This is a genomic window from Chthoniobacterales bacterium (genome assembly GCA_039930045.1).
GTDB lineage: Bacteria > Verrucomicrobiota > Verrucomicrobiia > Chthoniobacterales > DASVRZ01 > DASVRZ01.
This window is the reverse complement of record JBDSQB010000011.1, coordinates 18,409-33,892: the sequence shown is the minus strand read 5'-3', so window position 1 is coordinate 33,892 and position 15,484 is coordinate 18,409. Positions and strand designations below refer to the sequence as shown.

The following is a 15,484-nucleotide window of genomic DNA, read 5'->3' as shown; positions in this document are numbered from 1 at the left end:
GGTGGATATACCACGCCGCGCGCTCCACGCGGCCGTTGCCCGAGCCGAATTTGAAGTAGTCCACCGCCTGCTGGTAAACGGCGCGGTTGTCGCAAAGAATGCCGATGGCGGCCATCGAGGCCATGTTGTCCGTGTCCCAGTTCAGCCGGTAATGCGTGTTGCCGCCAGCGTTGGTGGGAGTGCCGTTGTGCCGCCAAAGAAATTCTTGGTTCAAGGGGTAGAACACCCGCATCATCATGTCCTTGTAGGCCTGCTTTTGCGCCGCGGGCCAGCCGGGGTAGGTGCTCAGGATTTCGCCGCCCGTGGCGAAGAGATAGCCGCAGATGCCGGACGCAAGTGCGAAGTTGCTGTCGCCGGTGATGCCCAAAAGTTTTCCCGACCACGCGTTGGCGATCACCACGGCTTGGTTTGCATAGGCCACGTCGCCGGTGAGCTTCCAGCGCAGGGAGAGCTCGTAGATCGCCTGCCCGTCCCACTGGGTGCGGGTGTAGTTGTTCTGCGCCGTCCCGCCTCGGTTGATATATTCGTATGGAGTGGGCCCCCAACCCGTTGACGCGAATCGGCTTCCAACAAACTGGTCGTAGCTGGTTTTCCACGGCGCGGTGCCTGCGGCGATCTTGGCCTTCATGCGGTCAAAGTCGGACTGCGTGTGCAAGGCACCGGGGTGCGTGAACGGCGCGTAGGGTGCCGCCGATGCCGTCATGTTCACCTGGAACACCCGGTCTCCGGACAACGGCGTGATCGTTGATCCGCTGCGAGTGTAGGCCGTGCCGCCAGCGTAAGGATCGCTGCTCGTGCCGAGCCACTCGAAGGAGCTGCCAGTGGCCACGTCGAAGCAGTAGGTCGTGTTGGGATTAAGGTGGACCGGAAACGGCAGGTTGAAGGTGAGGTAGGTGCCGGGCCCGTTCGCGCTGCTGCCGACGCCGGGATTGCCCTCGCCTCCCGGCATGAAGTTTTGGATCGACAGGAGCGAATGCGTCGTGCCGTTCACTTTGCCGACGGTCACCGTGGTCGGCCAGTTCACGGCCCCGAGGTTCCAGGAAGGTTGGTTGGCACCGGTCGCCGTGTTGTTCGTGTAGCCCACGAGGCGCACGGTGATGCCGCTCACCTCGTAGCCATTGGCGTTGCTCCCGGTCGTGAAAGTCTGCCCCTGGGTCGTCTGGTTGGTCACCCGTGTGCTCGCGTCGTTGGCCGTGCCGTTGTTCGCGCCGCCGTCGGCGTTCACGCCCGAGCCACCGATGTTCGCGGCGTCGAAGGCGGCTCCGCTCCACTGGGCGACGCTATCGGCCGCGCCGGAGGGCTGGGCGGCGGAATAGGTCATCGTGGAGTTGAAGGTGATCGGGTGCGCCAGCGCCGCATCCGACAAGAGCAGCCCCCAAACTACGGAGCAAAGAATCCAAATTGTGTTTTTCATAAATGGTCTAGGGCGGTTGAAACCTTGGCGTAGGCTAAGTGTAGCCTCCGGGCGGAGAGGCCCCCCGCTCGATCCCAATCACATGGAACGAGCGGCTCATTTGGCCTGCGGCGCGGGCTCGCCCGGAGCGACGTTCGAGTAGGCCGAGTAGCCTCCGGTGTTGTAGGTGCGAATGCGGTAGCGGAGGGCGGCGGGGCGCTTGATGCCGGTGTTTTCGAAACGCGAGGCTGCGGCAGCGAGATCGGCGATTTCATAGAAAGGCGCACCATCGAGCGAGGCCTCGATCTTCACGCCGCTTTGCGAGGTGACGGATGGTTTTTTCCAGTCCAAGCGAATCACGCCGTCATCGAGCACGGTCGTGGCGAGCGCGCCGGGCGCGGGTGGCGGGGCCGCCGGCTCCGCTCGATCGCGACGTGGTCGATGACGCCTTGGGGGGAATCGGTCGCTTTTCGTCCGGGCGGAGTTGCGCCGCCGCTCGCGAGCAGGCCGACCAACGCGGTGCGGGGCAGCGCGACGGTGCTCTTGCCGATCTCAAACCACTCGATGCCATCGGAAGATTGGTAGGCGGTGAACGCGTCGCCCACGCGCCGAATGCGGAACCAGACGGGCAGCCAGGTATAGTCGCAGCCGCGCTGGACCGTGGTTTTGCCATCGACCCGCGTGCGAAAGCGCGCGAGGCGTCCACCGATTTCGCCCAAGGTCACCGCTAGAGCACGCGGCTTCTTCGCACCCGGTTCCCGAACCGTCAGCCCCATCATGCCAACGGATCCATTCCAGTCCGCCAATCGCGCGGTGATACAGAAATCGCCGTCCACGGGTTGACCGGCGAAGCTCCCGTCCAACTCGCGGCCCGTGGCGGGGACCAGGAACGAGTTGCCCGCAGCTTTGGAATAGAGCGCGCCCTTAACGGAGATGCGCTGACTGAGCGCGGGCAACGGCTCTCCCTTGGCGGGGATGGCGTTCACGGGCGCGGAGGGGGCGCTTTTGCCGGCGTTGTTGAGCGCGGAGACGGTGTAGTAATAGCTGCGGCCGGGCTCGAGGTCGGTATCGGTGTAGAGGGGCGTGGTCCACCGAGTGGTCGAGTAGATGGAGGTGAAAGGGCCGCCCGGCGCGGTGGCGCGGCTGACCTCGTAGCCGTGCGCATTGTAGGCGCCGGAGGGCGACCATTTCAGCTCGACGCGTTGCAGGCCCGAGCTCGCGATCACCTCGCGTGGTGTCGGCGGCGCCTCGGTCTGCAGCGGGGACGCGGCGGCATCGAGGGTGAAGGTGAGCGTGCCGTAGCCCATGACGTCGATCTCGCCGGGTTCGGGGCGGCGGAGTGCGGCGAAGAGCTGGACGTGCGGAGCCTTCAGCCCCTTCCGCACGACGTAGTGATTATAGACTAACTCAAAGTGCGAGGCGTCGAGGCGGCCGTGGTAGTTCTCCGAGATGTAGAACTGGTTGGCGCTATCGCTGTTGGTGTAATAGCGATAAGGCACGCCCTTCCAGAGAGTGTATTGCGCGGCGTGTTCGGCGGCGCCGAGCAGGCGGTTGTCGTCGTAGCCGAAGAGGTCGAGGCCTTGGTTCCAGGCGATCTGGCACAACTCAAAGAGCAGCCCCTGACCGCCCATGACGTGGGCGTAGTCGCGGCCGCTTTCCTGCCATTGGACGAGGCCGTCTTCGAAGCGGAAGGGTGCGGCGTTGCGGATCGAGCCCATGCCGCGACCGTTTTTGAAATACTCGACGGCTTCGTCGAATTTCGCGCGGTCGTCGCAGAAGACGCCGATGGCCATGACCGCGCGCATGTTGCAGGTGTCCCAATTCGCCCAAAAGGCCGAGTCGCCGCGACCGTTGTGCCGGGTGAGGAAGTCGTGGCAAACGGGATACATGAAATCCACGAGCATGCGCTTGAAGCGGACTTGTTCGGTGGCGGGCCAGCCTGGGTAGGAACGCATCAACTCCGCCGCGACGGCGAAGGTGCCGATGGGGATGCCGCCTAGGCCCGGCTGATCATTGCCATGGGAAACCTCATTCATCGTTTCGGACCAAGCGTTGAGGATGCGCACGGCGCAGTCGGCATGCGCCTTGTCGCCGGAGATGATCCAGCGCAGGGCATTGAGGTAGGCGGCGCTGGCGTCCCGTTGTGCCCGCCCTCGGTCCATCATGTGAGGGTGCGGGGCGGCGCGGTAATCGCTCTGCGCTTTGGAGTCCCGAATGAGCGCGTTCCACCCGTCGATCCACGGGCTCTCGCCCGCGGACACCTTGGCTTTCATGCGGTCGAGATCGGCTTGGGAGTGCAGTCCACCGGGATGAATGAACTCTTTGGCACAAGCCGGGACGGCCTGGCCGATGAACAGAGCGAGGAGGAAACAGCCGATGAGGGGCAAACGATGGATCATATTGGAAAAGTAAGAAGCGGGATCACTCCGCCATCAGGATTCGCGATACGGCGGGCATCGCCGGGGACGCGGTGGAGGCCGGAGCCGACGGGAGCGGATAGGTGGTGGCGGCTCTCATGATGTCGGCGTAGGCCCAGTGCGAAGCGCTTACGTCCGAGAACTTCGGCAGGCCCTCGCGCGGTTGCTCGGTGGCAGCCCGCCCGCTCATCCGGTTTACGGCCACCACGAACTCGGCGCGGGTCACCGGGGCGTTCGGGCGGAACGCGCCGTCGGTGGCATGGGGCGTGTCGGCGCGCACATCCTCCAAGGCGGCGGGGCCGTCTTTTCTCTTTGGAGCCTGCATGCGTGCCATGATGGCGGCCAACTGTCCGCGCGTGATAAGCGCATCCGGGTGGAAGCGCTTGTCCCCGTCCGCGGAGACGAGCTTCTTGCTCGACATATAGGCCACATCGTCGAAGTAAGGCGCGGCGGGGAGCACATCGACGAAAGCGCATTCGTAGACACCCTTGTCGGTGTAGTCGTCCACCAAACCGGCCAGCAGCGAGACCGCCTCGGCCTTGGTCAGTTTCTGGTCCGGACGGAAGGTGCCGTCGGCATAACCCGAGATGTAGGCCACGCGTTGATCGGGGCTGTAGTCCTCGATGCGTTCGCCGACGATGCGAAACTCCGCGATCTCGAAAATGGGGAACGGTTTGGCCGGCATGAACAGACGGATATACCTGTAAGGCTTGTCCCGCTCCTCCTCCTTGACTGTCAAGGTCTGCAACTCGGCGGAGGCTTTGGCCTTGTTCTCGGTTAAGAGCGTCCAGTGTTTGCGGTCATTCGATCCATAGACCACGGACTCCGCCACTCGAATGGGGAAACCATCGCGGCACTGGATGCGGAACGCCTCGGACTTGACCTTGAAGTGATTGCCGAAATCCATCGTGACGTTCTTGTCAAAGCCCCAGAGGCCGCCCCAGCTAAGGGGGTCGTTATCGGCCATCTTGCTGAGTCCACGTTCAGGTCCGGCAGATGCCATGCGGTAATCCAGGCTGCCGTCCGCCAACCTCGGATTCAACAGCGCCAACTGGTCGGCGGCCTTCCTGACTGTGGCAAGGTCCTTGGTTTGCAAAGCCGCTTTGAATGCTTTTACTGTTGCTGACTCGTATTTTTCCTTTGGATCATAGACCCTGGCCACGTAATCCAATGCGGCCTGCAAGTTCTTAGCAACGTGGATGTCCACGCGTATGGTTTTAAGGGAGACGGGGGTCTGTGCGGTAATGTAGAGCGTGTGATCGCCGGCCTGATTGACGGATGGCGTCCATGTGAATTTGCCCGAAGTGCCGTCCAGAGCCGCGCCCACTGGAAGATTTCGTGCCGCGTATTCGATCTTTTCCTTCTCACTTCCAACACTGGTTTCTCCAGCCAACCGCTTGTCCGCATAGGTTGCCGTATAATCCTTTTCAAGCTTCGCACCGGCATACGTTGGAAACGATTTGGAGTCCTCTGCCACATCAAAACTCAGCGGCAGGACTTTAGCAGCCTCCGTGTCGATTCGATCAAAATCGAGAGACGCAGCCCCGTCCATCGGAGTGGCTTGAATATAGCGACCACCACCGCCGCGGTTGATCGTCACGTATTTCCATTCGCCGCGGGTATTGGGAAGATAGATCGTCTGCTTGGGAGATTGCTTCGCGTAGTCCTCATTCCCATAGAAGTCGAGTTTCACGAAGTTATCGGAACGCACACGCAACCCGGATCCAGCCGGAAAACTGGCAAACACCGCCATGCTGCGCGGCTCCTTTTCGAGCGTCATCCGGACATAGCCTGTGCCATCGGCATCTCGCACGACCTTCAAGGGAATATCCATGGGCGAACCCGGATAGATGTCGCCAGGCTGGGCGTGGGCCGACAAATCCACGAAGTGATACTCGAACTGCTGGCCCTGCACCGGAATGCCGTTATAGGTTATTTCCAATGGTGGGAGCACTGTCGCCAGGGCGCGCTTAGCTTTCTCCGGGTCGGGTGCGGCGCCGGATGCGGCTGCGGGCAACCCGATCCAGAAATCGAAGCCGTAATTGTGGAGAGTATCTAAATAGCCGCCGGATCTCACACTCTCCCGACTGGCAGCCGTGGCGTCAAAAGCGACTTTGATATACTGCAATGGCCCCGACTCCATATCGAGACCCAGCGTTTTGTAATAGTAATAACCACCGACAAATCCGCTGCCTCCGATCCCGCCACGCCAACTGGGCTGATCGAATCTGGCCAAATAATCTGGATGCTTTGGATCGGTCTCGGTATAGGTGGGTATCCAGGGTAGGCCATACCCCAGGTTGTACTTTGCGAACAGCGCCGCGCCTTTGGGCAGGCGGTCGTCCAGAAAATGGATCGGCGAAACCCCATCCGCTTTGTCGCTGACCGTGCCGCTCACCGGATCAACTTTCGTTTTCTGAAAATCAATGGTTTTCGACATCATCAATAAATTGGTGAGATTGCCCTCCGCGTGGGCCATGTCGCGTCCCATTTCCACAAGCTGAAGATTCGGCGGAACGGCTTCGCCAGTTTTGTCATTGCGCGTGACCAGGCGAATCTGTTGCTTGATCGAACCATTGCGCCCCTGGTTCGGGGATGTGGCATTGACGGTCGTCCATTCGACGGCTCGCTTGTAGTCTTCGACCTCATCGCCGAGGATCGTGGACGCGAGGAACCCCATGATAGCGTAGGAATGCTGGTTCATGAAGTAATCGTTGCGCTCGATGCAGTTCTTCCGGATCGGGAGAAGGCAGTTCTGCTGAAGCGCGTCGATCATGGCCGGCGTCACGGCGAGTTTGGCATTCTTCGGAGTGGTCGCGCGCAGGATGTCCGCAGCGCTGGCCAGGGTGTAAACGTATTTTCCGATCTTGATGTGGCTGTCGGTGAAATACTGCGGGAAGAAACTTTCGTCCGTGCGAGAGCCATACCAGCGGACAATCTCCAGCGGCGTCTTGCGATAGGCCTCGTCGCCGGTGACGACGTAGAGGATGGTTTGCGCCCAGGCCAGCTGGGCGTCGTGGGCGAACGCGCCGATGCCGGGGTCGTCCGTGATCTGCCCGACCAATTTCGGACGCTCCTTCAGGTCCGCGAAACGGGTGCGGCGCATCCCCTCGAAGTAATCGACCCACGGAGAAACGCCCTGGAGCACCTTCTCCCGCATGATCGCGAGCGTCTCGGCGTTGCAACTGATGCCCGGGTGCACGAAGCCCTGCGGCGAGAGCGTCTCGCGCAGCTCGACGACGTTGTTCGTGAGGATGGTCGGTTCGGGTTTCGCCGCCACCGCGCCCGCCGTGGCGAATAGCGAGAACACGAGACAGGAAATGGGGATGGTGCGATACATGGTGTCGTTGATTTATGGATACGTAGTCGTCGGCTTACTTGGCGACGGGGATGCGCAGCACGGTGAAGGAGTTGCCGGGGAAGCTGCGAGTGAAGCGCGTGCCCGAGAGCGTGAACTCCTCGGTTCGCGGCGCGATCTTGTGCGGCGCAGCGAGGGAGTTCTCGTCATTCGGGCTCTCGGATGTAAGCACGAGGGCGCGGGCTGGGCCGGAGAGTTTCGCGATGCCGACGAGATCGATGCTCGTCTCGGTCGGGCTCGCGGCGGTGTTCACCACTTTGAGAATGATCTCGCCGGTCGCGGTGTCGCGCGTGGCGCTGGCGTAGATCGCCTGGGTCGTCAGTTTGGGGCGGCGGAAATCGTGGATGAGTTTTCCGTCGAGCCAGCAACGGACGCGGTCGCCGTTCAGCTCCACTTTCAGGTCATACCAGCGACCGGTCTCGATCGATCCGTCGAGACGGTTCTCCGCGTCGTCGAGACCCACGTAATAAGCCTTGTTGCCCCAACCGCCGAGATTCCAACCCGTGCGGTCCTCCTCGTGACGGATTTGAAAAAGCACCATGAAACCTTCGAGGCCTGCGAGTTTTCGCGCTTTCAACTCGATCGTGCAGTCCTTCCAGGACGGGTCGCCGATCAGGGCGCGCACCTTCTGTTTCTCGGCCGTCTGGCGCAGCACGCCATCGTGCACGCTCCACTCGCCGGCACCCTTGAATTTCCAGCCCGCGAGGCCGTTTTTAGCGAAGTCCGACTGGAACAGAATCTTGCCGTCGGGCGCGGTCACTTTGATGTCCTTGAACTCGGCCTGGGTATCCCAAGTGCCGACACCGATCCCACCACTCGCCTCGCCTTGGATCAGCTCATCGCTGCTCACCTTGACGGGCAGCGTTGTGTGACCCGCGTTGCGGCTGAACATCTGCTGCACGTAGTAGCTCGGGGTGCCATACCAGTCGGAGCTATCGAAGTTGATGATGTTCGGGTTCCAGGCCCGGTGGTTGATGTTGGTGAACAGCGGCGCATAGGCGGCCATCGTCACAACATCGGCGTTGCGCTCGAGGCCGGTCATGAAGGCGGCCTCACCGAGCGCGGCGCGGAGGTTGCCGAAGCCGGCACGCTTGGTCGCCGCGTATTCGCCCATGAAGACTTTCGGACCTTTGCGATCGTAGTCGTCGAATTTCGTGGCGCTGCGCATGAAACCTTCGGGGCTGTCGTAAATGTGTATATCGATGATCTCGGGCATGGGTTCCTTCGGGTATCCCCTCGCCCAGTAGTTTCCGATCAGGGTGATCTCGGGATACTTGGCCTTGATCGCCTTGACGAAGAGCGGCCAGCGCTCGGCGTAGTCGGGGCCGCCGTTTTCATTGCCGATCTCCACGATGCGGAGATTGAACGGCGCGGGGTGGCCATTCTTGGCACGCAGCGAACCCCACACGGAGTCCACCGGGCCGTTGGCGTATTCGATGGCGTCGAGCGCGTCCTGGATGTAGGGCCCGATGCGGTCGAGCGGCACGGACTCATGGTGCGCCATACCGACATTGATGCAGAACACGGGCTCGGCACCGAGGTCCTCGGACAATTGCAGATATTCGTGGTAGCCGAGGCCGTTCGTGGAAACGTAGTCCCAGAGGTTTTGCTGGGTGGTGCGGGAGGCGACATCGCCAATGGTGTTTTTCCATTGAAAAGCACCGGCGAGTTCATCGCCCTCGACCCAGCATCCACCGGGGAATCGGAAGAAGGCCGGCTTGAGCGCATCCATAGACTCGGCGAGGTCCACGCGCAGACCATGCCCCTTCCAGGTCCGCTTGGGCTTCAGCGAGATCATGTCGAGAAACACATCGCCGTTGCCGGACAGGGAGAGTCGCAGCTTGCCGGAGGCGGCGGTCCGGGACGGCACGAGCTTGAGCGAGTATTGATTCCACGCATGGCCCTTGGAGTTGAGAGCGAGATTGCCGGAGGCGACCACACCATCGGCGGCGTCACGGAGCTCGACCTTCAGGGATCCTTGGAGGTCGGAGTCGCCTCGCGCGGCGATCCGGAAAGTGTAGGTCTCGCCGGCGACCAAGTTCATGCCCCAGTAGCCGGTATTTTCCAGCACGACCCCCCTGCCCTGACGTACGCGCAGGCTGCTGCGATTGAATGCGTTCAACGGCCGAGATTGGTCGATGGCCGGTGCGTTCGCCCCTTCACCACCGCCGGAAATGCTCCAATAGCGCAGACCGTCGCTGCCCTCGAAGGAGCGGTTGCGGACCAACTCCGGGTAGAGACCGCCGTCGGCCGCGAGGTTGATGTCCTCGAAAAAGATTCCCCAAAGCAGCGGCGAGATCGCGTGGCCGGACTGATCGGCTTGGACGAAAATCGTCGCGGGAGCGGCGTAGGCGTGAGGGGTGAAAACCGCCGCGGCGAGGGCGAACAGGAGCGAGATTTTTTGAAACATAAATGAGTGAAGACGCGCCGGTTTTTAAGGCTGCTGCGGGAGCACCAGGACGAAGCCGCCGTTGGGTTTGAGCGTGACGGTGAGCTTGCGGTCAGGCGTAAGCGTCACGGTTTCTCCAGTGAACGAGCCGCGTTCATCATCGGTGATGAGGCGGCCGCTGGTGGCGGCGGGCAGCTCGCGCAGGTCGAGTGTGGCGGTTTTCGCGACGGGCTCGCCGTTGATGCCGGCGATGAACCAGCGGCCGTCGCCCTTGCGCGCGATGACGACGAATTTACCCGGGTAGCCGTCGATGAATTTAGTGTCATCCCACACGGAGGGCACTTGCTTCATGAAATCCTTCACGTAGGCGGGCATCTTGGCCATGCCGGCGGGGATTTCCGCGTAGTGCTGGATGCCCGAGGTGAAGACGACCGAGAGGGCCAACTCGAACGCGCCGGTGGTGCGGCGCTTGATCTTGTTGTTGATGCGGTCGAGCGCGACCGGGGTGAAATCCATCGGGTCGAAAACATTCCGCGTGAAGGGCAACATGGCTGCGTGCGTCGGCTCCTGGTCGGCGACCTTTTGATTCATGGTGATGTATTCCAGGCCCTTGATCGCCTCGGCGGTCATGAGGTGCGGGTAGGCGCGTTGCAGGCCGCGCGGGAGCGTGGTGCCGTGGAAGTTAATAAGCAGACCGTAGGGCGCGGCGTCTTCGAGGATGTCGTGGTAGTAGGCGATCACCGGCCGGCCGTCGCCGCCGAAGAAATCGATCTTGAGGCCCTTGATGCCCATAGCTTTGAGGCGGGCGAATTCGGCGAGGCGGGTTTCGTGGGTGAGGAGTTTATTCTTGGGCGTCTGGGGGGCGCCGTTCCAGTTGCCGTTGGAATTATACCAGAGGAGGAGGCCGACGTGCTTGGTCTGCGCGTAGTCGGCGAGTTCCTTCATCTTTTCGTAGCCGATTTGTTTGTCCCACTGGGCGTCGATGAGCGTGTAGGCCCAGCCCATGTCGGCGGCGTAATCGATGAATTCCTTTTGGGTGTCGAAGTTCGCCGAGTTGTCGCCGAGCAACGGCCAGCTCCAGGAGGCTTTGCCGGGTTTGACCGAGCCCGCGGGCAGGGTGACGGCCGGCTTGTCGGCGAGGTCGGTGCCGAGGGAGGATTCGGTGATGGTTTTGAGACTGCCGACGGCGATGAACCGCCACGGCGTGAGCCACGGGAGGGGCGATGCGGGGTTCACGGGCTCGCCGTGCATGGTTTCGCGGGCATCGGGGAAACCGATGCCGTAGTCGCCGTCCGGAGACGCGTCGCCGAGGTGCGTGGCGCAGGCGGTGCGCGCCAAGGTGCCTTCGGAGACAAGCAGCCAGGTGTCGCCGGTGCGGAACAAAGCGGGGTAAACCCAGCCCTGTTTCAACGGTGACGGCGTGCCGACGGGAATCTCCTTCTGGTAAAACTCCTCGTAGGCGGGATTGGTCTGCACCCAGCCTGACTTGGCGGTTTGCATGGCCTGGAGCCACGCCTTCGTGTCGGCCAGAAAATGGAAGGAGCTGGCGTCGGCCGTGAGCGTGCGAATTTCGGCGGAGGTTTCGGGAAAGAAGTAGCGGAAGGCGACGCCTTCGTTGGACACTTGGAAGATGACGTCCATTTTTTTGCCGGCCTTGGTGGCGAGGTGATAAACTTGTCGATTGGCGCGGTAGTCGTTGAGGCGGCGTTTGGCGGTCAGGATTTCGTAGCGATCCACCACCGGCTCCGTCGGGGACGTCTCGATCAGGGTGAGGCCTTGGGAGAAGTCGGCGTCGTCGCGCACGAGGCCAAGCCGCGATTCACGCAGCACGAGCTGACCGGCCTTGCTCACGGTGTAGCGAGGCGCGCCGTCGGCGTTGAGCGTGAAGTCTGCTTCCAGTTTGCCGTCGGGGCTTTTAACCGCCGCGAGGAGACTCAGTGGGAGAACAGAGAGAAGAATGAAGGTGAATTTTAGCACTGAGGATGGAAGGTAAAAACCGCCGCGGCGAGGGCGACGACAAGTTGGATCACGTGGCGTTTCATGTTCAATTTTGTGAGGGTGCGATGCGCACTTCGCCCGTTTTGACGTCGAGCGTCCACGGGGTCGGCGGAGGCAGTCGGAGCTGGCCGCCGCTGATTTCGAGCGGCATCCAGAGGTAGCGACTGTCCGCGTGATTCTTGGGGGTCCAGATATCGCCCATGTAGATGACCGAGGTCTTCTTCGATCCGGTGACTTTCAGCAGATAGGACGATTGCGAGCCGTAGGTCTTCATCTCCGGCTGCGCGATGTCTTTGAACTCCGACCACGGGCCTTCGAGACGCTTGGCGGTGGCGTAGAGATTCGGATTGGGGAACCAGCCGGTCATGTGGGATGCGATCAGGTAATAGAGGCCCTCGTATCGGACCAGAGAGCCGCCTTCGAGCGGCGACTTGATGAAGCAGACCGACTTTTCCACATCGAGGTAATCGGCGGAGAGCTTCGCGATGAAGAAGCCCTTCGTCGGACGGCATTCAAAGATCAGATAGGCGGAGCCGTCGTCGTCGATGAACTGACCGATGTCGCGGCTTTCTTTTCCGAGCGGCCGGAAGCTGCGCACGAATTTGTAGTTCCCGTCCACCTTGTCCGACACATAGACGCCGACGCGGGCGAGTTTGTAGGAACTGTCGTCCAGATGGATATACATCACGAATTTGCCGGTCTTTGCATTGGGGAACACCTTGGGTCGCTCGAAGGCGTAAGGTGCCTTGATCTCGGGCACCGGTGGCAGCCCGCCCACGACTTTGTTGCGAAACTCCCAATGGATTAGATCCCGGGAGGCGTAGCAGGAGACGTAGCGCTCGTTCGGTTTAGTCGCCGTCGTCTGGTTCTCCCGGTCCTCACCGAACCAATACCACGTGTCGCCCACCTGGATGACGCCGCCACCGTGCGCCTGGATGTGTTTGCCACGGTTGTCCGGCCAGGTTTCGCCCGGATGGATCAGCGAGGACGGATCGGATGGCGCGCCGACGGCAACATCCGGGACGGCCGGCTGGTTTGCCATTGAAGTGAGAGGTGCCGGGTGCGAGGGCCACTTGGCGCGGAGGGCGGCGAGTTCGCTCTGGGTGATGTTCAGGACACCGCCGTGGCGTTTTTCGCCGGCACCAAACGAATAGGCGTCGGCCGGCAGCAGCTGGTAGCCGCGCGGGTCGTCGAAGTTCGTGATAACGATGGGGAAGTATCCCCCCTGGCCGGGTTTATCGACGAGGAGGGCCCACTTTTGCTCCTGGTTGAACTGGAGGAAAGCCGGGCCCTCAACCTGGCGGCCAGTGTAGCCGAGGTGGGCAATGTCGCCGATGCGCTCCCAGGGGCCGGTGAGGGAATCGGCACCTTCAATCGTGATCTGGGTGTCGCGCGAGGCGCGATAAAAGTGGTGCTTCTGCCCCTTCACCGCGATGATCTGCGTGTCGATGATATCGCTGGGGCCTTTGCGCTCGATGTAGAGCTCGGGCGGGGTGAAGGTGCGAAAATCCTTGGTGCGGGCGTAATAGATGCGACCCTCGCGCACGCCGTCGCGCGGGGACATCGTGGTCCAGTAAACGAAGTAGTCGCCCTTGCTCTCGTCGTAGATCGCCTCGGGGGCCCAGGCGCAGCCGGCTTCGGGAATCGCGCTCGCGACATCGACCATCCTGGGCGCGGACCAGTTCACGAGATCGGTCGATTCCCAGATGACCAGAGAGGTGCTGCCTTGGGCGCGGGCCGCGCCCCAACCCTTGCGGTTGGCGATGCGAAGATCGGTGGCGAGCAGGTAGAACTTTTTCCCGTCGGGCGAACGGACGAGCGCGGGATCGCGCACGCCCTTGTCGCCGATCGTGGAGACGAGCACGGGCTCGGAGTTGTTGAGTTCGCTCCAGTGGAGGCCGTCCTCGCTCACGGAAAAGTAGATCTGCTCGCCGCGCGGGGACTCGCCGGTGAAGTGGACCATCAGATACGCGTTCGTCGGCTCGGACGCGGCGGCGGCGTGGAGGCCGCCACCGGCGAAAACGAGGGCGGCGAAGGTCGCGCAGGCGGAGAACAGGCGGAGGGTGGAGGATAAGGTGGGTATTGTCATAAGGAAGAAATTTATTGAACGGGAAGGAGGTGGTAACCGTCGGCCAGACTTTTCACTTCGTCTCGATTTTAAACCCGAGCGCGGTCTTGAAGGTGGAGGTGTCGGGCAGGGTGACGACGAGGGCGTCCGCTTCCTGTTTCCACGTGAGCGAGCCGGTGTAGCCGAGCAAGGTGACGGATTTGACGGGCTTGCCGGCGAGGTTGGCGGTGGTGCCGAGCGACGTGATGCGCAATGCGGTGCCGGTGGCGGGCACGGTCATGCAGTAGGCGTAGAGGTTGCCGTCCTTGCCGGCGGTGAAGCGGATGTCCGAAGGGGCGAAGCGGTGGTCGGCCTGTCGGCGGCTGATCTTGCCGCCGGGAAGGACGTTGAGCTTGCCGTCGGCGCCTTCGCCGAGGCGTGTCCACGCCTTGCTGCCGTAGATGCCGTCGCCGTTGAGGCGCATCCATTGGCCGGTTTCCTTGAGCATCTTGACGGTGCTGTCGTCGAGGGAGCCGTCGGGGTGCGGGGCGATGCAGATACAGACGTTGCCGTCGCGGGCGACTTCTTCGAGGAGGTAGCGGATGACGGCGGAGGAGTCGTTGGTAAAGCCGGGAGCGTAGAACCAGTCGCCGACGGGGGTTTCGGCGATCCAGGGCTGGTCGATTTTGATGCCTCGGGGGATGCCGCCTTCCTCGGTGTTGACGGTGCCGTTGGTCTTGGGGCGGAACTTGACGATGCTGAAGACGTCAACCTTGCCACGGCGCTGGAGGGTCTGGTTGTAGAAGTCGGCGATGACGGTCTGCATGGCGTCGGCTTTGAGGCCGGTGCCAGTGCCCGCGCCGCTGAAAGGCTGGGTGTTGGTGCCGTCGGTGTAGATGAAGTCGGGGGAGTATTTATCAACGACGTCCATCATGCGGAGAGCCCACCAGGTGGCATACCATTTGGCGTAGGCGGCGTGGTTTTGGAACAGTCCGTCGGGCGGGGGATTCCACGGGTGGTTGGCGGCAGCGACGACGCCTTTGTATTCGCGCAGATCGACCCCGTAGAGCAGACGCGGATCGAGGCCTTCCCACCACTTGCCCTTGCTGTCGGCGAGCGTGAGTTTGCCGTCGTAGGGAACGCCGGGCTTGGGGCCGTCCTTGTTGTCGGAGCCGAAGGAGGTCTGCCACCACCACCAATTGTATTCGTGGTGGAAGGTGACGCCGAAGCGGATTCCGGCGGCGCGGGCGGCCTTGGTCCATTCGCCAAGAAGGTCGCGCTTGGGTCCGAGGCGGGTGGAGTTCCACGGTTGGTAGCGGGAATCCCACATGTCGAAGTTGTCGTGGTGGACGCCTTGGATCATGAGGAAGCGTGCGCCGGCTTCCTTGTAGAGGGCGACGAGGGCGGAGGGGTCGAGCTTGGTGGGGTTCCAGTCTCGTAGGACCTCCTTGTAGCCGGATACGGAAGGATGGCCGTAGTCCCTGAGGTGGTTTTTATAGGCGATGGAGCCTTGTTTGTAGAGATTGCGGGCATACCAGTCGCCGCTTTGGCCGGCGGCCTGCGGGCCGAAGTGAACCCAGATGCCGAACTTGGCGTCGCGCAGCCAAGCGGGGGTGCCGGGGTAGTTTTTCTCGATGGATTCCCAGGTGGGGGCGTAGGGGCCGGAGGCGATGGGGAGGTTGAGCTTTACCTCGGCCGCATTCTTGGAGTCGGCCATGGGCACGCTGTCGATCGCCTGCGTGGCGGGTAGCGCGGGGAACGGAGGCAGTGGCGGCAGAGCGGCGCAGGCAGTGGCGGCTGCGGACGCGAGGGATGCCAGCAGGGCGGTGGCGGTGAGGAGGGCGGGTAGGAGGCGCATGGAAAGGGAGTGTGATTGATGCAC

8 protein-coding genes are annotated in these 15,484 nt (G+C 62.2%); all 8 read right to left on the bottom strand.

Annotated features, from left to right (window positions below; all coding sequences use genetic code 11):
- Window positions 1–1,414 (bottom strand): alginate lyase family protein (locus ABIT76_09235; GenBank protein ID MEO7933327.1); only part of this gene is annotated, 1,414 nt, incomplete at its 3' end.
- 96 nt (window positions 1,415–1,510) lie between these two features.
- Window positions 1,511–1,753 carry a hypothetical protein gene (locus ABIT76_09230; GenBank protein ID MEO7933326.1) on the bottom strand — a complete coding sequence of 81 codons (243 nt, stop codon included), beginning with the start codon at window positions 1,751–1,753 and terminating at the stop codon, window positions 1,511–1,513.
- Window positions 1,750–3,792, bottom strand: a complete 2,043-nt coding sequence (locus tag ABIT76_09225; protein MEO7933325.1) for an alginate lyase family protein — start codon at window positions 3,790–3,792, stop codon at window positions 1,750–1,752. Before ABIT76_09225 ends, ABIT76_09230 begins: the two co-directional genes overlap by 4 nt.
- A gap of 22 nt (window positions 3,793–3,814) precedes the next feature.
- Window positions 3,815–7,150: an S-layer homology domain-containing protein gene (locus ABIT76_09220; protein ID MEO7933324.1), complete on the bottom strand. Its 3,336-nt coding sequence runs from the start codon at window positions 7,148–7,150 to the stop codon at window positions 3,815–3,817.
- A gap of 34 nt (window positions 7,151–7,184) precedes the next feature.
- Entirely contained in the window at window positions 7,185–9,578 is a 2,394-nt protein-coding gene (locus ABIT76_09215; GenBank protein MEO7933323.1) for an alpha-L-arabinofuranosidase C-terminal domain-containing protein, read from the bottom strand.
- Between the two features lie 24 nt (window positions 9,579–9,602).
- Entirely contained in the window at window positions 9,603–11,534 is a 1,932-nt protein-coding gene (locus ABIT76_09210; protein ID MEO7933322.1) for a glycoside hydrolase family 97 catalytic domain-containing protein, read from the bottom strand.
- A gap of 67 nt (window positions 11,535–11,601) precedes the next feature.
- Window positions 11,602–13,644: a family 43 glycosylhydrolase gene (locus ABIT76_09205; GenBank protein ID MEO7933321.1), complete on the bottom strand. Its 2,043-nt coding sequence runs from the start codon at window positions 13,642–13,644 to the stop codon at window positions 11,602–11,604.
- 52 nt (window positions 13,645–13,696) lie between these two features.
- Window positions 13,697–15,460 (bottom strand): alpha-L-fucosidase, encoded by a 1,764-nt coding sequence (locus tag ABIT76_09200; GenBank protein MEO7933320.1) that lies wholly within the window; start codon window positions 15,458–15,460, stop codon window positions 13,697–13,699.
- Between the last annotated feature and the right edge of the window lie 24 nt (window positions 15,461–15,484).